Source organism: Flavobacterium salmonis (assembly GCF_903819435.1).
Classification (GTDB): domain Bacteria; phylum Bacteroidota; class Bacteroidia; order Flavobacteriales; family Flavobacteriaceae; genus Flavobacterium; species Flavobacterium chungangense.
This window is the reverse complement of record NZ_CAIJDP010000062.1, coordinates 161,152-183,383: the sequence shown is the minus strand read 5'-3', so window position 1 is coordinate 183,383 and position 22,232 is coordinate 161,152. Positions and strand designations below refer to the sequence as shown.

The window sequence follows — 22,232 nt, the reverse complement described above, 5'->3', positions numbered from 1 at the left end:
AATTGCTATTTGTAACTACGCTGTACTAATTTAATGTTTTCGTAAACCAGAGGTTCTTTGTGTAATACGGCATCACTTGGTTTTCCTTTGTACTCCCAGGCTGCTACGTATGCAAAGTTTTCATCATCACGAAGTGCTTCTCCTTCTTCTGTCTGGTATTCCTCACGGAAGTGGCCTCCACAAGATTCATTACGGTGTAAAGCATCTTTCGCAAACAATTCTCCTAATTCAAGAAAATCGGCAACACGAGTTGCTTTCTCTAATTCCTGATTAAATTCGTTAGCGCTTCCAGGAACTTTTACGTCTCTGTAAAATTCTTCACGTAAAGCAGCTATTTCATTAATAGCTTCGTTTAATCCTTTTTCGTTACGAGCCATACCCACTTTATTCCACATGATTTTTCCTAATTTCTTATGGAAATAATCTACAGAATGTGTTCCGTTATTATTGATAAATCTGTCGATTTGATCTTTTACATTTTTCTCAGCTTCAACGAATTCCGGTAAATCTGTAGAAATTGACCCCATTTTGATATCCGGAGCCAAATAATCTCCGATAGTATAAGGTAATACGAAATATCCATCAGCCAAACCTTGCATTAAGGCAGAAGCTCCAAGTCGGTTTGCTCCGTGATCAGAGAAGTTAGATTCCCCGATTGAGAAACATCCCGGAATTGTAGTCATCAAGTTATAATCAACCCATGTTCCACCCATTGTATAGTGAACCGCCGGGTAAATCATCATTGGCGTAGTATATGGATCTTCGTCAACGATTTTGTAATACATTTGGAATAAGTTTCCGTATTTACTTTTCACGATGTCAGCTCCTAATTTAGTTACTAAAGCTTTATCATTAGCATCTAAACCCTTTACATAAGCCGCTTCTTTTCCGTAACGCTCGATAGCAGCAGCAAAATCAAGATAAACTGCTTCACCTGTTTTGTTAACTCCATAACCGGCATCACATCTTTCTTTTGCAGCACGAGATGCAACGTCACGAGGCACTAAGTTACCAAAAGCAGGGTATCTTCTTTCTAAGAAATAATCTCTTTCAGCTTCAGATAAATCCGTTGCTTTTTTCTTTCCTTCACGAATTGCCTGAGCATCTTCTAATTTTGCAGGAACCCAAATACGACCGTCATTACGCAACGATTCAGACATCAAAGTCAGTTTTGACTGGTGATCTCCTGAAACCGGGATACATGTTGGGTGAATTTGTGTGTAACAAGGATTGGCGAAAAACGCTCCTTTTTTATGAATTTTCCAGGCTGCTGTTGCATTACTTCCCATAGCATTTGTTGAAAGGAAAAATACATTTCCGTATCCTCCTGAACCAATAACTACAGCATGAGCAGAATGTCTTTCTATTTCTCCGGTAATTAAATTACGAGCGATAATACCTCTTGCTTTTCCGTCAACGATTACTAAATCAAGCATTTCGTGACGGTTGTACATTTTTACTTTTCCACGGCCAATCTGACGGTTCATTGCAGAATAAGCTCCTAACAATAATTGCTGACCGGTTTGTCCTTGTGCGTAAAAAGTACGGGAAACCAAAGTTCCTCCAAAAGAACGGTTATCCAAAAGTCCTCCATATTCACGAGCCAATGGTACCCCTTGAGCCACACACTGGTCGATAATATTTGCCGAAACTTCAGCCAAACGGTGAACGTTTGCTTCACGGGCACGGTAGTCACCACCTTTTACAGTATCGTAAAACAATCTGTAAACCGAATCACCATCACCTTTATAATTTTTTGCTGCATTGATACCACCTTGTGCTGCAATTGAGTGCGCACGTCTTGGTGAATCCTGAAAACAAAATGCTTTTACGTTATATCCTAACTCAGCCAAAGTAGCTGCTGCAGAACCTCCAGCCAAACCTGTACCAACGATAATAATATCTAAATTACGTTTGTTTGCAGGATTTACTAAATTAATATGATCTTTATAATCTGTCCATTTGTCCGCAATTGGGCCATGTGGAATTTTTGAATCTAATGCCATTATAATTGATATTAATTATTGAAATGATGAAATAATGCGATAATTACGAAAAGTGCCGGTACAACAACTGCGAACCAGTAACCCACTTTACTTAAAAATCGAGAGTACTTATTATGCATCCCTACAGATTGAAGAGAAGATGCGAAACCGTGCCAAAGGTGAAATCCTAAAAGGATAAAAGACACACAGTATAATCCTGTACGAATTGGATCATGAAATTTATGAACTAACTCTCCGTAGTATCTTGTAGCATCTGGCTCATTACCTGCAATATATTTGTAGGCAACTTCTGGAAACCAAAAATCATAAAAATGCAATCCTAAGAAAGCAAGTATAACCAAACCAGAAATAATCATATTTCTAGAACTCCATGAAGCATTTGCAGCTCCGTTGTAATTTGCATACGGAATTGGTCTTGCAGCTCTGTTTTGGATAGTCAGTACAAATCCCATAATAAAATGGAAAATTACACCGATTGCCAAAACTGGTTGCATTACATACTGAATCAGCGGATTGTAACCCATAAAGTGAGAAGCTTCATTGAAGACATTTTCACTCAAAATAGAAATAAAATTTAAGGAAACATGCAGCGCTAAAAACGTGATTAAGAATATTCCCGAAAGAGCCATAGCCACTTTCTTTAAAATGGAAGCATTCAATAGTGCAGATTGTGCCATAATTGTTTAAGTAGTTTGTTTTAAAAAATTAAGCAAAAATAGCGCAAATAGACATCAACTACAACCATTTCGTTGTTATTTATAATGATTTTAAAATAGACTACGTATACGTATTTTTACGTATAAAAAAAACAAATAACACATTATTTTATATTAAAAATTTTCAAAAACATAATTAAGGTGTTTAATTTAAGAAAATATGCAACACCGAAAAAAATAACAAATTTTTACTAAATTATTATTTTAATTAAAGTTTTGATTGGTTTTCACAAAAAGTACCTTCAAACAAGAATTTTATAGGCATAAAAAATTGCCATTCCATTGTAATAACTTTACCTTTACGGGCTTCAAAAAAAATGAAATGAAAACAGGAATTGATGCTATTTCTTTTGATGTAGCCAACATACATTTACCCATAAAAACATTGGCCACTGCCAGAAATATAGAACCCGAAAAACTCGAAAAAGGTCTCGGATTACTAAAAATGACTTTCCCGGATGTTCATCAGGACACTGTAGTTTTTGGAGCAAACGCACTGACAAAACTTATCATTGACAATAAAATCAATCTTAACGAAATAAGCCGAATCTATGTTGGTACTGAAAGCGGGATTGACAGTTCGAAACCAATTGCTTCTTATTTAATTAGTTTAATGGAGCAGAAATTTGGCGAAGATACCTTGGCTGAATGTGACGTTGTTGATTTTACTTTCGCTTGTATTGGAGGAGTTGATGCCCTACAAAACTGTCTTGACTTTGTAAAATTGAATCCGGCGAAAAAAGCAATCGTAGTAACCAGTGATTTTGCAAAATACGACTTAAACTCCGGTGGAGAATACACTCAAGGTGCCGGAGCTGTTGCCATGCTAATTACGGCAAACCCAAAAATCATTGCTTTTGATGACAATTGGGCAACAAGCACAAAAGGTGTTTTTGACTTTTTCAAACCGTACAGAAGTCTTTCGAAAGAAGCCATTACACAAAATACAAATAACGACTCCTGGTTTGACAATTTAGAATCAGAAATCGAAATCCATAAAGACCAGCCGGTTTTTGATGGTCAGTATTCAAATCAATGTTATATGGATCGTACGCGTGCTGCCTACTTTTCGTTCAAAAAACTAAAAAACACTACTGAAACGTTATACAATATGTGGAACAGTATTATCATGCACCTTCCCTATTCATTTCAGGGTCGTCGAATGCTGTCCGAAATCTATGCTTTAGATCATACTGATAAAATTATTGCTGGTGATATTGCACCTACGGATTATCAGGGTAAAATTAAAGAAGTAGCAAAATCTGATGATTACAAAACTTTTGTAAACGAGAAATTACAGCCTGCTGAATTAGCATCTTCTTTAATTGGAAATCTTTATACCGGATCAATTTTCATGGGATTATTGTCGACGCTGGCACATTTTTATGATACCAAAAAAGAAGTTGCCGGAACTAAATTCGGATTTCTGGCTTACGGTAGCGGATCGAAATCAAAAGTTTTTGAAGGAACGATTCAGCCGGAATGGAAATCAGCTTTAGTGAATGTGAAACTTTTTGAAAACTTAGCAGAAAGTGTAGAAATTGGTTTTGAAACTTACGAAAGCCTTCACAAAAAAGAACAAAAACAAAGCGTGAGAACTCCAAAAAACGAATGGGTTTTAGACCGAATCGAAAATGAGATTCCAACTTTGGTTGGGGCGCGTTATTATAAATGGGTGGATTAAGCTCCAATTTAAAAAAGTCCAAATTCCAAAACCGAAGTTTAATTGCTTCGGTTTTTTTGTTAAAGCATTTTCAACAATTCAGTTTCCAGTTTATCAAAGTTCTCTTCGTTTTTATCGACTACAAATGGTTTCAATTTATTACACTCTTCCGGTGTATCGAAAATCATTTTAAAAACAATTTTTGTTTCATTATCTGAAACGGCTTCAAATGACACGGCCACCTGAAAAAGTGGTTTCGAAAATCTTTTCCAGCTCAGAAAATCTGGTTTTTCTATTTTTAGAAATTCACATTCATTAGCATAATTCCCTTTATCAGGTCCGTGCATAATAAAACTCCATTTTCCGCCGGGACGCAAATCAAATTCATTAAAAGTATTGGTAAAGCCTTTTGGACCCCACCAGTTTTTCAGATGTTCAGGCTCTGTCCATGCCAAATAAACAAGTTCCTGGGCGAAGTTTACAATTCTGGTTGATACGATTTCACTTTCCACTTTTTTCGAAATATTATCTAATGCCATAATCTTCTATTGTTTTAATGAGTAAATGATTTATTCCTTTATAAACGAAACCATCGCATTTAAAGTTTGTTGCTGTTGCTGTTCTCTGCTAATTTCAGCTTTGTCATCTCCTAACTGAAACCCATAATAACCAAACTGACAATGATTTGCTTCTTCTATCTTTAAAAATTTTGCTGTTTCTGGTAATTTCGATTTGTTTTTCAAAATAGATCCTTCATCTGCCACACCGTCTTTTGAACCGTAAATTTTTAAGATTGGGATTTCAGCATCTGCTAAAGAAATATCCCTGGGATGTGAAGTTCCAATCAAGATCAGTTTATCAATCAATTTAGGATTTTCATAGACAAACTGCGCTGCCATTTTTCCGCCCTGTGAATGTCCTGTCAAAATATAGGTTTTAGAAGTATCTTCAAAAAGATGCAAATCTTTCGGTTTGTTATATCCTTTTGAAGCTAGTCGCCATGGCATTTTTATCAAATAGACCTTCATGTTTTGATTAGCCAATTTTCGACAAAGCGGAACATACCCTTCTGTTTCTACCATTGCTCCGGGATAAAAAATTACAACGTTTTTGAATTCTTTTTTCGGCGTAAATACATAATAATCAGAAGCATCTTCTACATTTACCGAATCATTGCTTTGCAAAAAAGACTTGTCCACACCATCCGATTCATAAGAGTAAAACAGCCAGATTGTAAACAATACACCTGTTGTAATCCAGATTGTTTTTAAAACTTTTTTCAACTTCCATGTTTTTCCTGCCATATTCAATTGATGTTTACTGAGTTGTAAATCTAAATGCAAACATTCAAATTTAGCATTTCTCTGAATAACTCCATAAAAAAACCGAAGCGGAAATTGCTTCGGTTTTCTCTGGAATTGTGAACCGCTGAAATCAATCTTTCTTATGCTGTTCTGTATAATTTTGATTGCCTTTAATTCTGGTATCTTCGGTATGCATTCCGTTTGCCATTCCTAACATGAAGGCTGTAAGTATTACAATAATTTTTCTTTTGAGCCAATGAAGCGGCTGTTTAGATTGCGCTAAACTTTTTTTATGATTGTGTTTATACATTGTAAAATGATAAATGATTAGACATTATGAATCATCTTATGCTTTGAATAGCATAATTGTTAAGGAAGAAATTCCTTAAGCGTTGTATAAACTTTTTCTGAAGTCGGTTGAAATACTATGTTCGTTTATAAAAACAGACTGCTTTATAAATGAAATTATGTTTTGATGAAGATTGTTGCAAACCTGCAAAAGAACCTTAGTATGAAGACTGAAAAGCTCTTTAAATTCAAGGTAACTTAAAAGTATCGGAAATAAAGTTTTGCCGAATGATTTTACACGATTGAAAACGTATAACCGAATATTCTTCAGATCAATTTCTTTTCCTGAATCAAGATAAGATGACTGATAATATTCGGGAGCATTAGACTGAGAACACAAAATACCGTCGCCTGTCATCACGGCCAAAGCCAGAATGAGTGAAATCAGGTATTTTAAATGGTTTTTCACTATTGGATTATTGTTTTAATTCAGTTTTCATTTGCTCGGAAAGCGATTTAATTTTTTCATGGCTCATCAAGTATGAATTTGCCTCTGCAAACCAATTATTGAAATTTTTAATATCTTTCCTGGTATAATAGGCTTGTAAAATATTGTAGGCATTTTCAGAATTATAAGTCTTGTCTTTACACTCTTTAAATACTTTTCGACATACATTCTCCGCTTCCTCGATGTTGCCATTTTTAGTTTCAGCATAAATTAATTCCTTATTCGTATAGGCATCAAGAGGATCTTTGTTCAAAGCAATTTTTAGAACATCAACTGCTTTTTGATATTGCTTTAGATAATTATAAGAAAAAGCTAATTCAACCCGAAGCCCCTTATAATCTGGATCAATTTTATTTGCTTTTTCAAGGTATTCAAGAGCTTTTTGACATTCATTCCAACCGTTATACATAAAGCCCCATCTATAAAGATGTCCTATTGAATTTTCATCTCCTTTATAAATTTTGAGCCAGTCAGGTATTTTTTGAATATGTAACTCGTCAAATTTTGATTCTGGCATAAATGCAACTAAAGTATTGTTTGGCTGTAACCGATACTTCATCGAACTTGTTTTTTCTTTTCTATCACTTATAAATTTTCCAGTTTTATCAATTTTAAAAAAACCTTCATATTCCAATGTTAGACCAGCCTGAGCATCAATATATATGAATCCGAAATTATAATTCCCAATACTATCTGCCGGAAAAACAACCCACTTATCTTCACACTCAACAAACTTCTTGTCAAATTGAAGCTGACTTTGTGCTGATAAATTGAATGTTAAAACTAAAAAAAGAATGGTAAAAATCTTATTCATATTAATTTACAGGGTTTAAGGTGATAGTCGTTAGAAATTCAAATATATCAATTTCATTATAAATCACTACTATCATTCTTACAAATAAGTAAGGTCAGTCCTAAAGAAAAAACCAGACAACTCAACAACATCAAAATTCCATTTTTTAATATGAAGAATGAAACGCCTACCAACGGCGCACCAACAATTACCATTAAAGCACTTATTGTATGTGTTTTGATAAAATTTGCAGCATGTACCGCCAACCCTACAAAAAGCAACGACGGCCCCACAACAACAAACGGAAACAAAATGGAAGGTGTATTGCTTAAATGTTCGCTCAACGCAGCTTTTGCAGCTTCGTTGTCACCATAACTCCACATGATAAAATCGATTGTACAAAGTCCGATATGTGCCACAACTCCAAAAGCGGTTAAGACAGATGCAACCGAATTTAATCTGTTTTTGGGAAACAAATAATTGAATGACAACAGCAAACAAGCCCCAATTAAATTAAACCAATGTGCAAAATCAACAGGTTTTTTGAAATACTCAAAAGCAGCACTGTTTGAAAACATAATATAACTTAGAACGAAAAAGAACAATCCAATTAAGCAAATGGTTTTTGGTTTCATAAATTTTAGTTTATTGTAAAGACTTGTGGGATTGGAGTTTGTTACAGCATAGAAGTTTTATTTTTCACCTTTTTATTAATTTAAAAATGCAAATAATAACGCTCAGAATTATACTAACAGTTAAAACTTTAAAACTAATAAATCCGTAAAACAATAATTCATATTTTTCAGGTATCTTCCCATTTCCAATAAATACAGTTTGAGTATATTCTGTTTGATTAAAGTAGGATGGATAAAAAACTTCATATATTCTAAAAAATCCATGAAGCAGAACTAACAATACTGTTGTTATAAAAAAAATAGTGACTAAACGTTTTATCATAGAATTATATCATATTCTGGTTTGATTATAGTTTCGGAAACGAATAACAAATTTGCGCTATCGGATTTTGGATTTAAAATTTAAATTTCTTTTCATATTCATCTAAATCTATAAACCATTCAATTTTTATATATTTTGTGCTGTACTTTTTCAAATAATCATTCTGCTCAATCAATATTGCTGATCCATTGTTCCTTATTTCGTCTTTTACAATTTTAGCAACATGTTCCATACCTTCAAAATCCTGTGCCGCCAGATCAAAAATAATATTATTTGTTTTTGATAATACGGAATACAACGAAATTAATTTTCTAGGATTTCCAGCAAGTGTCTTTATTTTTATGTCTTTATTAATCCAATCGATTTCATAGATCTTATTAGCAAATTCACTTTTGGGATTAGCATTTTTAGATAAATATTCGCCTACTGTAGCGGGCAAAAACCTGTCTTTAAATCTTGATTCTCTAAAATGTTTTACAAAAGTATGAGGTTTGTTAATCCTAACATTTTTATGTTTTTCTTTTCCCGTCAAAATAGCAATTAATTTTTCTTGGACATATGAAGAAGCAACATGGCAATCCAAATGAATTAAGACCAAATCTCCTTCTCTTAACTCAAAAGGCGGTATAAAATATTGTCGGTTCTTATTCCTTTACTTTCAATTAGCAGTTCTTTCATTTTTATAAAATCAAAATCATGACAATATACAAAATCACACTGTTAAATACATTTGCAATTGTGAACAATAAATTTTCTCATAAAACCAAAACTCGCGTGAGGGATAGAGGCGGCATCCTTTTATGAAGCGACAGCGGAATAAAAGATATAGCCGAAAGCCCGGCCCTTGGGACACGCCCAAAAGATTAAAAGTATTCTTCAGTCAAATTATATATCCATTAGATTTGTAATTCTTTATCTACAAAAACAACCTTATAATCCGAAAAAGGTTTTAGATTTGGATTTAAATTAATTGCCATTATATCTATGACCCTTTATAGAAAAAACCTGTATTTTGTGTGCATTTCATTATTGCTGACGGTATGCTACATTTTGTATGGTTATTTTTTTAGAAATTTTATCACACAGCCTGGCTTGCCAAAAGAATACCTGACTTATAAATACCTTGAAAACAAACCTACATCAGACCACTTTGAGATTATAAAATTACCGGACGACTTTTTAAACCTCACCAACTTCTACTTTTCGCCAATTTCTGAAACGGTGGTTATACAGTCGAATAAAAATGGTTTTTCTTATGATAACGATCCGCTTAGATTGTATTATAAATTCAATATTAACGGAAAACTAATTGACAGCCTGATTGTAAATAGTTCTGATTACTATAAAGTCCATAAAAAATATTTAATTTCTGAAGACAATTACATCTCGTGGATTATTGACAACGACACTACAAGACATGACTATACCGAATTAAATCCAAAAGCAGACTGGGATGCTGATCGCACGTTTGAGGAGTTTAAACGATTGTCGAAAAAAGCAAGTTCTGTTTATTTTTTTAAATCGGTATTTAAAAAATACAATGGCGACACTGAAGAGTTTTTTGATAAAGCTATTTTTTTGATAGACGAAAAATGGTACGCTCTTTATGGCAAAAAAATCTATGTTTACCCGGAACCCGAAGAAAAAAATGAGGGACAAAAAACAATTGTCCCTGTTTACACACACAAGCTAAGCCAGCATGGTGCTAATTTATTGCAAGTGGATGCCTATTACAATCTGTTTATAAAAAATGATACTTTGAAAATAAAACGCGAAGTTTGGAGTGACCGGTCAGATTGGGTTTATTACTGCTCGCCTGCAAATCCTGAATTCTGCATAATAGAAGGTACTAATTTCATCATTAAACCTAAAAAAAAGTAATTGATTATGAAAGTTCAAAATCCGGTACTGAAAAGTTTGTTTTGTGCCACAGCAGCTACCCTTACTTTTTTCATAATCGTTTCATCCGTAAGCGAGTCTTTCAATCAGACAATGGGCATAATCATTGGAGTTCCAATTACTTTTATTGGTACGTTTGTCTATTGCTTTTTACTCATTTTTCTGGAACAGGTAAAAGTTATTGCTCCAAACTTTGTATGCCGTTTCTCCGTACCTTTTTCGTTTTGCTGTATTGCTTCTGTTTTTTATTGCATTTTAAATGATATAGAGATTGTAGATCATTTTCATCAATTTTCTTTTACAGCATACTGGCTGGAACTTAGCACTCCTTTTTTAGTGTTTTTTATAACTCATATAACTATTGCGGGAGTATTTAGTGTCAAATAAAATTCCCAAACAAATAATAAAACTTTAAGAAATCAATTTTACGTTGATTACTTAAAATATGTAATTTTGAAATTCTAAGTTCCAAAATGAAACAATTATGAAATATCATCAAATAAACAGCAATCTTTTTGTAAAAAACCGCAGAAAATTTACGACAGAAATGAAACCTAATTCTGTTGCCGTTTTCAATTCAAACGACATTTACCCGATTAGTGCGGACAGTACTTTGCCTTTTGCACAGCACAGGGATATTTTTTACCTGAGCGGTGTGGACCAGGAAGAAAGTATTTTGCTTTTGTTTCCGGATGCGCCTTATGAAAGCCAAAAGGAGATTCTTTTTCTAAAAGAAACCAGCGAACATATTGCGATTTGGGAAGGTGAAAAACTGACCAAAGAACGTGCTTTTCAGGTTTCGGGAATCAGAACGGTTTACTGGTTACAGGATTTTCATAAAATTTTGAATGAAATGATGACGTATGCCGATACGATGTATATCAATACCAATGAGCATTACCGCGCAGCTGTTGAAACTGAAACTCGCGAAGCCCGTTTTGTAAAATGGTGGAAAGAAAAATATCCGGCACATAATGTGGCGAAAAGCAACCCGATTTTACAGCGTATTCGTTCTGTAAAAGAAAGCGAAGAAATCGATTTGATTCAGCATGCCTGTGATATTACCGAAAAAGGTTTCCGCAGATTGCTTCCTTTCGTGAAACCCAATGTTACGGAATATGAAATCGAAGCCGAATTGATTCACGAGTTCATTCGTAACCGTTCTAAAGGTTTTGCTTATACGCCCATTATTGCTTCGGGAAACAACGCCAACGTTTTGCATTACATCGAAAACAATCAGCAATGTAAGGCCGGAGATTTAATTCTACTGGATGTAGCGGCAGAATACGCTAATTATTCAAGCGATATGACGAGAACGATTCCGGTTTCGGGAAAATTCTCTGAGAGACAAAAAGCAGTTTACAATGCGGTTTTAAGAGTGAAAAACGAAGCGACAAAAATGCTGACGCCAGGAACACTTTGGAAACAATACCATATAGAAGTGGGCAAAATCATGACTTCTGAATTATTAGGTTTGGGATTAATTGACAAAGCCGATGTCCAGAACGAAAATCCGGACTGGCCAGCTTACAAAAAATATTTCATGCACGGAACTTCTCACCACATGGGACTTGACACGCACGATTACGGATTGCTTCATGAACCAATGAAAGCCAATATGGTTTTCACGGTGGAGCCTGGAATTTATATTCCGGCAGAAAAATTCGGAATTCGTCTGGAAGATAATGTTGTGGTTCAGGAAAAAGGAGAACCTTTTAACCTGATGCGTAATATTCCGATTGAAGTGGATGAGATTGAGACTTTGATGAATGCATAAGAAGATATAGAATCAAGAGTAGTATAAAAAAGACGGCTTCCAGAAAATGGAAGCCGTCTTTTTATATTTTATGAACAGTATTATTGTTTTAAAACTTTAAATGTTTGTGTTTTTTTATCAGTTTTAATTTTCACAAAATACAATCCCTGACTGCCATTTATTGTCAAATTAATTTTAGATAAATCAACTGCTTTTTCTTCGCTCATTTTTTTTCCGTTTGCGTCGTATATCTCCACATTTGCATTTCCATCATAACTTTCCAAATCGACAGAAATCTTACCCGATGTTGGGTTAGGATAAATAACTGCATTTAAATTTTTTGTAAAATCTTCTGTTGACAAAGTATTTTCATACTTGACAATACCACAATCTTCATCAAAATGAATAACTGTTCCATCAACACCATTAGTACTTATTATGCTACCAAAACTAGTGTAATTATTTGCTCTCATATTACTGCTTAAGTAAAACGTTCCATCTTCAGCCTTGAAAAAATTAAACTTTTCCTTGTAAGGCACAGTAGCATGGTTTTCATTATCTCCATTAGCAGTTATCTTTTTTAAATTACCTGATAAATCATAAGTAGCTAAAAAGAAATCATAATAGCTCATTGACAGATTACAATTCTGCCCATCACCTGTGATAAAAGTTCCACTTCCTGAAAGTTCACCAATAATATGTAACTTATCATTATCCTTAATGATTACACTCCCACCTACAGTATTTACACTATTAGCGTATTGACTTCCTGTTATCCATTGACATATTCCAAGAGAATTAACTTTTGCTAAATAAAAGCCACCTATGCTTTTTTGAGTTGTTGTTCCATCACTATTTTCGAAAAAATGAACAGCTTTTGCATCTTTGCACCCATTATTTCCAGTAATATAACTGTCTCCGTTTTTATCTGTAACCATTGAATTTAAGTAAGTATCATTAAAAAAAGCACCTTTGGCAGCACTTCTTATCTTCCATTGCACAATACCATCCTTATTGTATTTTGTTAAAAATATTTTAGAGCTGCTTCCGGTAAAATCAGTCAAAACTTGAGGTGTAACAGTATTACTCTCAGAATAGAAAATTGCGTTGTCTTTATAATTTCCTCCTAAATAAATATTATTATCATTATCAAAACCAATATCATTAATTCCGCCTCCATTTACACCTCCAAGACTAATCCCTGTATACCAAATAATAACTCCGGCAGGTGATATTTTTAGCATTGTTAAATTACCCGCTGTTGAATAGTTCATCGCCGGATCAATAACAGTTGATTCAACCCCATTTAAATAAATATGATGCTTATTTGGCGAAAGAGCACTCAAAAGAATTGTTGTAATTAAATTATTCTCTTTATCTATATATAATTTTTGATTCGAATATTTTCCAGCATCGGTAGTAAGTTTCCAAATAATTTTACCTTGCTTATCCAGTTTAATTATGTAGTTGCTATAACTATTGTTGATCTTAACTCTCTCTCCTTTATTGTCTATAAAATATCCTTCACTTACACCAGACAGGTATATATTCCCGTCATGATCAACGACTGAAGAATATATTACGTCTCTAGTTCTATCATCAGAAAACGGACTCTGTTCTGTAGATACTATCCATTTTAAAGCTCCATCTCTATCATGCTTTGCTAAATAACTTCCTATTTTATTTTTAAAATTAGCTTTTAATCCAATTTTCGAATCAAAGGTTTGATCATTGAATCCTCCACAAGTTAAAAAACCATCCTCTGTAGGAGTTAGCTGGTCTATCCCTTCATATTCATATTTATTCCATGAAGAATCAACTCCATCATTGATTAGTGCCCAACAGCCATTTGAGTTTTGAGAAGCATTATAGACAAATGGTCCATTTTGCTCTATTTGATCATAACAACCATTATTTGACCAAACTTCCAAATTAATTTTTGTATCTCCTTCTTTTGAAAAGCTTACTTTTTCCTGTTCTCCATTTGAAGTCGCCACCGAAGCATTGGGAGCAAAATCCCATTTATAATTTTGTGCATCTACTGCTTTTTGATAAAAAGTAGCGCTTTCTCCAGGTGTTGCATTTATTAAATCAGCATGAAATTTTGCCTGTGTTTTTTCAACCGTAATATAGAATTTATCACTAAAATTAGCATAACAATTTGCGTTTGCATTTTTAGCCTGTAAACGATAGTTTCCGGACTGACTTATTAATGTGGTTTTAAAAGAAATTGTTTGTCCATTGCCAGGTTCACTTGTTCCATATGATTTTGTACCATCTTCATTTTTTAATGTGTAAACTACATCTTTTTCAGAATTCTGAATTTTCACATCTATTGATTCACTTTTGCACAAAATATTATCACTGACCGTTACTGGTAAATTAATTACAGGAACTGAAACTATAGAAATATTTTTTATACTTGTGGATTCAACACCAAAGGAATTCTTAACTGTATACTTAATTTCATAAGTACCGGCAGTACTGAAACGATAAGACAAGCTCCCACTGCACGAAGTATTAACCTGAACATTATTTACAAACCATTTACAACTCGAAACAGAACCTGCTATAGCATCTAATTGCGAATAATTTCCTGCGCAGCCTCCTAATACTGTATCTGAAATTTTAACGTAAGGTATGCTGGTTCCTCCTCCATTGGTAGTTTTTAAAATTACTCCCAAATCTCCGCTTGCATAAACTGTATTAGTGCCTCTCTGCTGCCAAAAAGAATTAATTGCATAGTTTAAAGATGTTGACTGCCATTCTAAAACATTACCTGAATTACGATAAATTCCGTGATCAGTTCCTACATACTCACTAGTTGAGCTTGCAGAAATAGATCTTGCGTTCAACGGTCCTCCAAAATAATTTGTATGACTATAACTAAGTTCATTATAAGTATTATAATATAAAAATTTATTACCAACAGAAAAACTTCTACCAGTATTGTAGGTTCCTGATCCGTACACAACAGCTTTATTATCTACGCCAGGTGTGAGCATTTCAACAAAAGAATAACTACTATCAAAATAATTAAAAAATAATATTTTCCCATCACTACCAATTTTGCACTTATCATAATAAAAACTTACAGAAGAAAAGTTATCAGTACTTATATTCTTGACTTCCATCACTTCACCCGGATTAAACCTCACTATCAATCCTTTATCTCCTACAGCTACATAAGAACTACCATAATCAATTTTATTTAACTTAGAATCTTCTTTCCCTATATATAAAATACTATATTTAAGTGATGGCAATTCAATTTCTATTATAATAGCCTGTTTCGTAAGAGTGTTTTGTCCGCAAGCATAAACAAATCCTGTTGTTGCTGAGCCGGCAGGATTTGAATAACAGTGTGTAAAACTGGTATTTTCGTAGATTGTCGCATTCACTGGGTTATCTGTTATCTCAAATCTTTTCCAGCTCGAACCGCCTTGTCCACCAATAGTTGTATAATAAAGTCCCTTTTTTCCAGACACCAAACCATTATTACCAAAAAAAACAACGCCTGTTAAATCATCGTTCAGGCCAGTATTTAAACTTTCCCATTGACAGAAGGCAAGCTGAACATTAAGTAATAAGAAAATGCGAAGTAAAATTATCCTCATATATTGTAGTAGGTTGATTATTAAAAATATCGACAAAACTAATCAATTCCAACTAATCTACAAGATTAAAATTCCTAGTAATTGATTTGATTTACAACCTCAATACATTGCTTTATAAAAATAAACTACCTCGGGGCAGAGCCACCGAGGTATTAGAACAACGAGAGCTGTTGAGAATGTAATTTCTTGTATTCTTTCTCTTTACCTTGTGATTTCACATAAATTTGAATCGTATTTTCATCTCCATGACGACCAACTGTATTTACATAATAACCTTTAGACCAAAATTCACCTCCCCATAATTTCTGCTTTACTTCTGGATGAAACTTAAAGATTTCTTTTGCAGTAATACTTTTTACTGTCATGATAATTTTTGTCGGACTCTCTGTCGGAACACTTTGAATCAGAAAATCAACATGATCTTGGTCAGTGCCAATCTCTATAAACGATATGTCATAACGCTTAGCGATTTCCAAACAAATATCTTTCAACGTCTTGTCTACAGCTGAACTAAAAACAAAACGCCTATATTTTGCTGGACAAACAAAATGATACAACAAAACAGAAACATTATGGCTCTTATGGATATACTCACTCACATAACAATAATAAGAAAAAAAACGAAGCAGAGCTTCGGGGAATTAAACCCTTAGAGATTAAAAATGAAGCTACAAAAATGCTGACTCTGGGTACGCTTTGGAAACAATATCATGCTGAAATAAGTAAAATCATGACTTCGGAATTGCTTGGTTTAGGTTTGATTGACAAAGCCGATGTTCAGAACGAAAATCCGGACTGGCCAGCTTACAAAAAATATTTCATGCGCGGAACTTCTCACCACATGGGACTTGACACGCACGATTATGGTTTGCTTCATGAGCCAATGAAAGCCAATATGGTTTTTACCGTTGAACCTGGAATCTACATTCCATCTGAAAAATTCGGAATCCGTTTAGAAGATAATGTTGTAGTTCAGGAAAAAGGAGAGCCTTTTAACCTGATGCGCAATATTCCGGTTGAAGTTGACGAAATCGAAACACTGATGAATGCATAAATAAACAAAGCCCTTAATAATTTCAAATCATTAAGGGCTTTTTTAATTATATAAAATCGGTTATTACCCGATTTTTGCTATTTGCACATCCAATTGAAATTTGCCGTCAGCTACATTTTCGTTGATTAGTTCAAAAAGCTCTAAAGCTCTTCTTGCGTTTTTCTCTTCTTCTCTTTGTTCAGCCACATACCACATCATAAAATCTTCTGTAGCATAGTCATTTTCAGCTCTGCATTTTGCGATTACTTTATTGATTGCCTGAGTAACTGCAATTTCATTTTGCAAAGCAATTTCAAATACTTCTCTCAAAGAAGCAAATTCCTGCTGAACTTCAGGAACAGATGGCGTAATTGCAATCCCTCCCATATCTGTAATATATTTGAAAACTTTTAGAAAATGCTCTCTTTCTTCTTCTGCCTGTTTATACAAATACGATGCTGTATTTGCATAACCATTTCTATCCAGCCATGCAGCCATCGCTAAATATTTGTTAGAAGCGTCGCTTTCTAATTTTGCCTGTAAATTCAATATATTTTCTACGCCTTCAGTTAATGACGTGCTTGTTCTTAGTAAATCTTTCATAACCTTTAATTTTTAGAAGTGTAAAATTACTAAAATTAAAGAAGACAGCCCTAAATGTCTGAAAATTTGGATTTAATCTAAGTAAGATTCTAAATAAGCTCAACATTTACAATGTTGCAGAGCATAGAATGTAAATTGAGGGTAAATTTAGTCCCGTTTAATAATTCACGAAGCTGTACTATTTCGCAGATGGTAAGATTTCTGGAAAAATTTCTTTTTGTAGTTTCAATCAGCTGTGCATCCGACTGATCAGACAAGTCATAAAGCATATCTAAAATATCGACACTATTGACCTTTCTTTGGAAAATCAAAAAATCATGAATTTTATAACTTGACACCGTATCAATAAAATTGATAATGATGCTATTAGTCAAATCACACTGATAACTGTATCCTTTTTCGGTTTCAAATAATACTTTGGTGGTCAAATCGCTAACTAATGCCATTCTGATATAAATTTATAACGGTGCAAAAATATATAATTTACACCAAATAAACACATAATTAAGACTAATTTAAAATAACAAAAACAGTTTATATTTTTAAAAATAGCTTAAGATCATTAAAAACTGTAATATTCGAAGCATCTTTCGTGTATGTATTCATCAGATTATTATAGTAATTCCATAAAAAGGGAAAGCATCGAAACTGGAAGTAAAAACTAAGGTTATTGGCATTTTTGCGGAAACTAAATTTTTATCACAAGACATGAACAATGTTATGTTAAATGAACTTGTAAATTAGATTAGAGCCAATGCTAAGAGCTTATAGTAATAAATAATTTTAACTGTCTTGTGAGATAACAAACAGAAACCGCTTTTATTAACCAATAATAGCTTTATTTATATCAGTAAAACATTTGTTATATCTTTAACTTATAACACAATGTGTCACATTATCTCCTTTGAACTTAAATTCCTTATATGTTTAACGTTTCTTATCTTTGCTTCTCATATTATAAAATTCTATTTTGAAAACTCTTCTATACAAAAACACCAAAATATCTTATACTGATTCGGGTGACGGAAATACCATTGTATTTCTTCACGGCTTTCTGGAAAACAAAAAAATGTGGCAGGATTATGTTGCTTTATTCTCTGAAAACTATCGTGTAATTACTATTGACTTATTAGGTCATGGAGAATCAGACTGTTTTGGCTATGTGCATTCGATGGAAACTAATGCCAATGTGGTGCACGAGGTTTTAGAAGAGTTATATATTCAAAAAGCTATTATTGTAGGACACTCTATGGGCGGATATGTTGGTCTGGCTTTAGCCGAATTATATCCAAAAAAAATCCAGAAATTAGTTTTACTGAATTCAACTTCCAAAGAAGACAGTGCCGAAAAGAAACTAAACAGAACACGAGCTATTAAAGCGGTAAAGCAAAACTATGTCAACTTTGTTAGTTTGGCAATCGCAAATTTATTCAGCGAAAACAACAGAGATAGGCTTTCAAAAGAAATTGAAAACGTAAAAACAGAAGCATTAAAAACGCCTTTACAAGGAATTGTTGCTTCTCTCGAAGGCATGAAAATCAGAAAAGAAAGACAGAGTCTTTTAAAACAAAATATTTTTCCAATTTTATTAGTTTTAGGAAAAAGGGATCCGGTATTAAATTATAATGAAAGTATTTCTCAAATTGATAATACATCTGCACAACTTATTTCTTTTGAAGACGGACATATGAGTCAAATTGAAAATAAAGAAGAATTGAAAAAGGTCCTTGAGATTTTTTTTAATATCTAAAAAAGCCTTCCAAAAAAAAAGACCGCTCATGAATTTGAAACGGTCTTTCCCTAATTATCGGGGGCAAAAATTTTAAACAATTTTAATTGACATATTGTGTCAGGTTTCTAAAAAAAATCTTTTTTTTGATTCGCCAAAGGTATATCTAATAAATATAACTTTTGATTCAACTCCTGTTAAAAAAAGACCCTGAAACGAGCTTTTAATTACTTTTATTAATAACACACTAATTCTTTATTTTTAAAATAAACTGCGTAAAAAATCTTAATAAATAATTTATATCTCATTAAAAAACAAGCAGATAAATTAATGATGTTTAATTCTTAATTTAGAAATCAGGGCTATTTGAAACCATTAAGCTATACAATTCTTTAAAAAAGTAAAAAAAAGTCGCTTTTGAGAGTAAAATAATTAACTCCTTTATAGAAAAATAGCTATTCATAAATAACCTTTCTCAACAAGATTTTCTATTTGATTAATATTATGGATTTTACCATCTTTAATCAAAACTAAACGAGTGCAATATGTTTAATAGCTTTCTGATATTTAATTTATCTTTTCTTCGAAAGAAATATTGGCATTGAAGATCTCATTCAACAGCAATACAACTTCATCTAAATAATCATTTAAAATTTCTTTTGTAACCGTACTATTTAATTCTTTATCTTCTTTAAATCCAAATGACAAAAAACCTGACTTTAAATTTTTAAACGAAATAATCCCAACTTCCATAGGAATATCACACGCTACTTTTTCAAACATAAAAGCATATGCCAGTACCTGGATAATTTTGTCATTTTTAAGCTCCTGTGTCAATCCATTCCATGATTTCAGGATTACATTAGCTTTTTCTACCTTTCCTGTCTTATAATCGATGATTCGTATTTTTCCGTTGCGCAACTCAATTCTATCCACATTTCCTTTAATTAAAACAGGAAATGGCAACTTAGGATGATTAAGTTCCCGCTCAAAAGTTTTTTCTAAAGCAATGATTTTAATTGTATCTCCATTTTTAATTGCATCTAATTCCATTTTCAAAAAATTGAAAACATTTCGTTTAGCCACCTCAAAAGCTAAAAGATTACGTCCTTTTTTGATTTCTCCTTCCTTATAAACCAATTTAAACTGTCTTAAAACTTCATCATCTAATAATTTGAAACAATTTAAAAGATCTTCTTCTGAAACAAATTTATCAATCAACGGATCATATAGTGTTTTTAATGTTTCATGAATTATGGTCCCAAGTGTATTCAACGCAATATTCTCTTCCACTTCTTCTACTTCACGGATACGGAGTATTTTTTGAAAATAAAAATCAATCGGATTCCGAATATAACTTGTCAAAGCAGAAGGTGAAAATCCTGTTTCGGCAATTTCTTTTAAACGTTCCATTATAGCATCCGATTTTGGAATCACCATTGGCTTATAAGCTGTCGCAGGCAGAACAGGATTGTAAATATCAAAAGTTAAATTATGTTTAGGTTGTTTTTCTACTTCTAACTGCGTTATAAAACGACTGCGTTCACCAGCATCCAATCCATCATTTTCAGTATTATAGATCAAATAAATATTTTTGGCTCTTTGCAGCAGGTGATAAAAGTGATAGGTATAAATTGCATCTTTTTCCTTAAAAGTTGGCAAACCAAGCTCTTTTTTTACATCGTATGGAATAAAAGAATTTTGAGATTTCCCAGCAGGAAATTTCCCTTCATTCATCGAGGTTACAATTACAGTATCAAAATCCAAAACACGGCTTTCTAAAACTCCCATAATCTGAAGACCATTCAAAGGCTCCCCCTCAAACGAAACTTCCGCAATATCTATCACTTGCTTATAAATTGCATATAAAGTTTGAATATTATCTATATGGCTATGTTGAGAATAATAATTGATTAATTTATTAATAACTTTAAAAATGGAGAACACAAAAGTTTTTGCAATTTTTTCTTCCTCGTTTTCATTATTAAAATTTTCTTTTATTAAAAGCAAAAGTGCTGAGATACTTTCGAGAACAGCCAAAGAGCCATTCTCCCATTTTTGAAACAACAAATTAAACAAATCAGATGAATTCAAATTGAGCTCGTTTAATTTGGAATACGTAATAAAAGTATAATTATTCTCTTTTATAATTTTAACCAATTGACTTGTTTTCGCATGCGGTTCAATTAGTGGATGTGTCAAAATATCTAATACATCCTTGTAATAAAAAACGTAATTCGTACTATTTCTTGAAATTGCATTTGTATGCATTTTAAACAATTTTGCAATTAAAATTTGTGAAGGATTGTTTTTACCCGAATACCCCATAGTAATATTGAGCGCTCCAACGGAATCCGGTAACGAATACAAGATTGGCATCAATAAATTTTCTTCTCCAAGTACTACAGCCACTTTATCAAGAGAAGAACGTGTATTATCCTTAATTATATTTTCAATAATACTCCCGGAAAGTTTTGCCTGACCAATTGTTTTGGGAGTTCCAATAACCTGAATATTCTTTGACTGAGAAAAATCATCTACGATCCACTCGAAGGGATTTGATTTGTAATGTTTCCAACTTTCTTTAAATCGTCGAACAAAAAGACCTGCATCATGATAAGGATCATTTAGAAAAGTTTGATCTATATCCCAAAAAATTTTTGCCTGATCAAGAGCCAGAAGATGTTGCACAATTTTTTCTTCGGCTGCGTTTAAAGCATTAAAACCGGCGAAAACATACGTTTTATTTGTAATAGTATTCGAAAAATGATTTAGATTATTTACCGCCTCACGGTAAATTAATCCCTGATAACCAAAACCTTTATTTACCAAGTGACTGTAAAATGCCTCATAATATCGTGGGAGTAACTTCCAGAAATCAATATAGTTTTCAAGAAGTTTTGTTTTATTCTCAACTTCAATTCCCCATCTTTTTATATCTTCAATATCTTTTAAGTAGGACAAAACATGTAATGGCTCCAGAAGATAACGATCAATTTCATTAAAATCCTGAAGAAGTGTTTTTGCCCAATTTGCAAATAGTTCAAATGATTGCTGATGCTGTTTTTCTGTAATCGAAAGATATACTTCATAAAATTCAAACAACAACTCAATTGGATCAATTGAACGAACAGAAGCAACCTCTTGAACAAAATCTTCAATTGGAACAATATTTGGAGAAAGAATAGTCTGGTCAATTTGTTTTCTCAAAGCTTCAATCAAAAAAACCTTTGCTCTTTTATTAGGCAGAATAATAGTAATTTCAAATAGTCTATCAGAATAATCTTCAAGAATAGTAGCAGCAATTTTTTCTAAAAAAGAAGTATTTATCATATTATAAAAATAAAAAAAGCCATTCAA

General features: G+C 32.9%; 19 protein-coding genes and 1 pseudogene. 6 read left to right on the top strand and 14 right to left on the bottom strand.

All coding sequences use genetic code 11. From position 1 onward, the window contains the following. Positions 1-5: 5 nt before the first annotated feature. On the bottom strand, positions 6-2,006 hold the full coding sequence (locus FLACHUCJ7_RS08165; RefSeq protein WP_180908561.1) for a fumarate reductase/succinate dehydrogenase flavoprotein subunit: 2,001 nt from the start codon (positions 2,004-2,006) through the stop codon (positions 6-8). Positions 2,007-2,017: 11 nt separating this feature from the next. Then, on the bottom strand, positions 2,018-2,683 hold the full coding sequence (locus tag FLACHUCJ7_RS08160; RefSeq protein ID WP_078229130.1) for a succinate dehydrogenase cytochrome b subunit: 666 nt from the start codon (positions 2,681-2,683) through the stop codon (positions 2,018-2,020). 361 nt (positions 2,684-3,044) lie between these two features. Between FLACHUCJ7_RS08160 and FLACHUCJ7_RS08155 the strand changes: the two genes are divergently transcribed. Then, a complete protein-coding gene (locus FLACHUCJ7_RS08155) occupies positions 3,045-4,406 on the top strand; it encodes a hydroxymethylglutaryl-CoA synthase family protein (protein ID WP_180908560.1) in 1,362 nt (453 codons plus the stop codon). A gap of 59 nt (positions 4,407-4,465) precedes the next feature. Here FLACHUCJ7_RS08155 and FLACHUCJ7_RS08150 read toward each other — a convergent pair whose 3' ends face one another. The 7 genes from FLACHUCJ7_RS08150 to FLACHUCJ7_RS08120 all read right to left on the bottom strand — a co-directional run bounded on the left by FLACHUCJ7_RS08150 (position 4,466) and on the right by FLACHUCJ7_RS08120 (position 8,833). Further along, positions 4,466-4,924 carry an SRPBCC family protein gene (locus tag FLACHUCJ7_RS08150; protein ID WP_180908559.1) on the bottom strand — a complete coding sequence of 153 codons (459 nt, stop codon included), beginning with the start codon at positions 4,922-4,924 and terminating at the stop codon, positions 4,466-4,468. Between the two features lie 30 nt (positions 4,925-4,954). Beyond that, the gene (locus FLACHUCJ7_RS08145; RefSeq protein ID WP_180908558.1) at positions 4,955-5,728 is read right to left on the bottom strand and encodes an alpha/beta hydrolase; all 774 of its coding nucleotides are present in this window, start codon (positions 5,726-5,728) and stop codon (positions 4,955-4,957) included. A 91-nt stretch (positions 5,729-5,819) separates the two neighbouring features. After that, the gene (locus FLACHUCJ7_RS08140) at positions 5,820-5,999 is read right to left on the bottom strand and encodes a hypothetical protein (protein WP_180908557.1); all 180 of its coding nucleotides are present in this window, start codon (positions 5,997-5,999) and stop codon (positions 5,820-5,822) included. Between the two features lie 75 nt (positions 6,000-6,074). Further along, positions 6,075-6,446 carry a hypothetical protein gene (locus FLACHUCJ7_RS08135; RefSeq protein WP_180908556.1) on the bottom strand — a complete coding sequence of 124 codons (372 nt, stop codon included), beginning with the start codon at positions 6,444-6,446 and terminating at the stop codon, positions 6,075-6,077. A 7-nt stretch (positions 6,447-6,453) separates the two neighbouring features. After that, the gene (locus FLACHUCJ7_RS08130) at positions 6,454-7,299 is read right to left on the bottom strand and encodes a tetratricopeptide repeat protein (protein WP_180908555.1); all 846 of its coding nucleotides are present in this window, start codon (positions 7,297-7,299) and stop codon (positions 6,454-6,456) included. A 56-nt stretch (positions 7,300-7,355) separates the two neighbouring features. Next, positions 7,356-7,913 carry a hypothetical protein gene (locus tag FLACHUCJ7_RS08125; RefSeq protein ID WP_180908554.1) on the bottom strand — a complete coding sequence of 186 codons (558 nt, stop codon included), beginning with the start codon at positions 7,911-7,913 and terminating at the stop codon, positions 7,356-7,358. 395 nt (positions 7,914-8,308) lie between these two features. After that, positions 8,309-8,833 carry a hypothetical protein gene (locus tag FLACHUCJ7_RS08120; protein WP_180908553.1) on the bottom strand — a complete coding sequence of 175 codons (525 nt, stop codon included), beginning with the start codon at positions 8,831-8,833 and terminating at the stop codon, positions 8,309-8,311. 386 nt (positions 8,834-9,219) lie between these two features. On the opposite strand from FLACHUCJ7_RS08120, the gene FLACHUCJ7_RS08115 reads away from it, so the two are divergent. The 3 genes from FLACHUCJ7_RS08115 (at position 9,220) to FLACHUCJ7_RS08105 (ending at position 11,911) form a co-directional block, all read left to right on the top strand. Further along, positions 9,220-10,116: a hypothetical protein gene (locus tag FLACHUCJ7_RS08115; protein WP_180908552.1), complete on the top strand. Its 897-nt coding sequence runs from the start codon at positions 9,220-9,222 to the stop codon at positions 10,114-10,116. 6 nt (positions 10,117-10,122) lie between these two features. Continuing rightward, positions 10,123-10,521: a hypothetical protein gene (locus FLACHUCJ7_RS08110; protein WP_180908551.1), complete on the top strand. Its 399-nt coding sequence runs from the start codon at positions 10,123-10,125 to the stop codon at positions 10,519-10,521. A gap of 97 nt (positions 10,522-10,618) precedes the next feature. Further along, positions 10,619-11,911, top strand: a complete 1,293-nt coding sequence (locus tag FLACHUCJ7_RS08105; RefSeq protein ID WP_180908550.1) for an aminopeptidase P family protein — start codon at positions 10,619-10,621, stop codon at positions 11,909-11,911. Positions 11,912-11,991: 80 nt separating this feature from the next. On the opposite strand, the gene FLACHUCJ7_RS08100 is transcribed toward FLACHUCJ7_RS08105, so the two are convergent. Next, positions 11,992-15,507 (bottom strand): T9SS type A sorting domain-containing protein, encoded by a 3,516-nt coding sequence (locus FLACHUCJ7_RS08100; RefSeq protein WP_180908549.1) that lies wholly within the window; start codon positions 15,505-15,507, stop codon positions 11,992-11,994. A gap of 152 nt (positions 15,508-15,659) precedes the next feature. Beyond that, positions 15,660-16,106, bottom strand: a complete 447-nt coding sequence (gene tnpA / locus FLACHUCJ7_RS08095) for an IS200/IS605 family transposase (RefSeq protein WP_180908548.1) — start codon at positions 16,104-16,106, stop codon at positions 15,660-15,662. 50 nt (positions 16,107-16,156) lie between these two features. On the opposite strand from tnpA, the pseudogene FLACHUCJ7_RS08090 reads away from it, so the two are divergent. Then, a pseudogene (locus FLACHUCJ7_RS08090) lies at positions 16,157-16,561 on the top strand (M24 family metallopeptidase); the annotation flags it as partial. A gap of 63 nt (positions 16,562-16,624) precedes the next feature. Here FLACHUCJ7_RS08090 and FLACHUCJ7_RS08085 read toward each other — a convergent pair. Together FLACHUCJ7_RS08085 and FLACHUCJ7_RS08080 are read right to left on the bottom strand one after the other, a co-directional pair. Then, entirely contained in the window at positions 16,625-17,143 is a 519-nt protein-coding gene (locus FLACHUCJ7_RS08085; RefSeq protein WP_180908547.1) for a ferritin, read from the bottom strand. 89 nt (positions 17,144-17,232) lie between these two features. After that, positions 17,233-17,589 carry a hypothetical protein gene (locus FLACHUCJ7_RS08080; RefSeq protein ID WP_031455128.1) on the bottom strand — a complete coding sequence of 119 codons (357 nt, stop codon included), beginning with the start codon at positions 17,587-17,589 and terminating at the stop codon, positions 17,233-17,235. A 524-nt stretch (positions 17,590-18,113) separates the two neighbouring features. On the opposite strand from FLACHUCJ7_RS08080, the gene FLACHUCJ7_RS08075 reads away from it, so the two are divergent. Next, positions 18,114-18,893, top strand: a complete 780-nt coding sequence (locus tag FLACHUCJ7_RS08075) for an alpha/beta fold hydrolase (protein ID WP_180908546.1) — start codon at positions 18,114-18,116, stop codon at positions 18,891-18,893. A gap of 546 nt (positions 18,894-19,439) precedes the next feature. On the opposite strand, the gene FLACHUCJ7_RS08070 is transcribed toward FLACHUCJ7_RS08075, so the two are convergent. Then, entirely contained in the window at positions 19,440-22,205 is a 2,766-nt protein-coding gene (locus FLACHUCJ7_RS08070) for a PD-(D/E)XK nuclease family protein (protein WP_180908545.1), read from the bottom strand. Between the last annotated feature and the right edge of the window lie 27 nt (positions 22,206-22,232).

Excerpts from the sequence above, each read along its gene's own strand:
- FLACHUCJ7_RS08160 (WP_078229130.1), bottom strand. The coding sequence starts at position 2,683 with ATGGCACAATCTGCACTATTGAATGCTTCCATTTTAAAGAAAGTGGCT.
- FLACHUCJ7_RS08150 (WP_180908559.1), bottom strand. The coding sequence starts at position 4,924 with ATGGCATTAGATAATATTTCGAAAAAAGTGGAAAGTGAAATCGTATCA.
- FLACHUCJ7_RS08085 (WP_180908547.1), bottom strand. The coding sequence starts at position 17,143 with ATGAAAGATTTACTAAGAACAAGCACGTCATTAACTGAAGGCGTAGAA.
- FLACHUCJ7_RS08110 (WP_180908551.1), top strand. The coding sequence starts at position 10,123 with ATGAAAGTTCAAAATCCGGTACTGAAAAGTTTGTTTTGTGCCACAGCA.
- FLACHUCJ7_RS08070 (WP_180908545.1), bottom strand. The coding sequence starts at position 22,205 with ATGATAAATACTTCTTTTTTAGAAAAAATTGCTGCTACTATTCTTGAA.
- FLACHUCJ7_RS08165 (WP_180908561.1), bottom strand. The coding sequence starts at position 2,006 with ATGGCATTAGATTCAAAAATTCCACATGGCCCAATTGCGGACAAATGG.
- FLACHUCJ7_RS08105 (WP_180908550.1), top strand. The coding sequence starts at position 10,619 with ATGAAATATCATCAAATAAACAGCAATCTTTTTGTAAAAAACCGCAGA.
- FLACHUCJ7_RS08100 (WP_180908549.1), bottom strand. The coding sequence starts at position 15,507 with ATGAGGATAATTTTACTTCGCATTTTCTTATTACTTAATGTTCAGCTT.
- FLACHUCJ7_RS08125 (WP_180908554.1), bottom strand. The coding sequence starts at position 7,913 with ATGAAACCAAAAACCATTTGCTTAATTGGATTGTTCTTTTTCGTTCTA.
- FLACHUCJ7_RS08080 (WP_031455128.1), bottom strand. The coding sequence starts at position 17,589 with ATGGCATTAGTTAGCGATTTGACCACCAAAGTATTATTTGAAACCGAA.
- FLACHUCJ7_RS08140 (WP_180908557.1), bottom strand. The coding sequence starts at position 5,999 with ATGTATAAACACAATCATAAAAAAAGTTTAGCGCAATCTAAACAGCCG.
- FLACHUCJ7_RS08115 (WP_180908552.1), top strand. The coding sequence starts at position 9,220 with ATGACCCTTTATAGAAAAAACCTGTATTTTGTGTGCATTTCATTATTG.
- FLACHUCJ7_RS08130 (WP_180908555.1), bottom strand. The coding sequence starts at position 7,299 with ATGAATAAGATTTTTACCATTCTTTTTTTAGTTTTAACATTCAATTTA.
- FLACHUCJ7_RS08155 (WP_180908560.1), top strand. The coding sequence starts at position 3,045 with ATGAAAACAGGAATTGATGCTATTTCTTTTGATGTAGCCAACATACAT.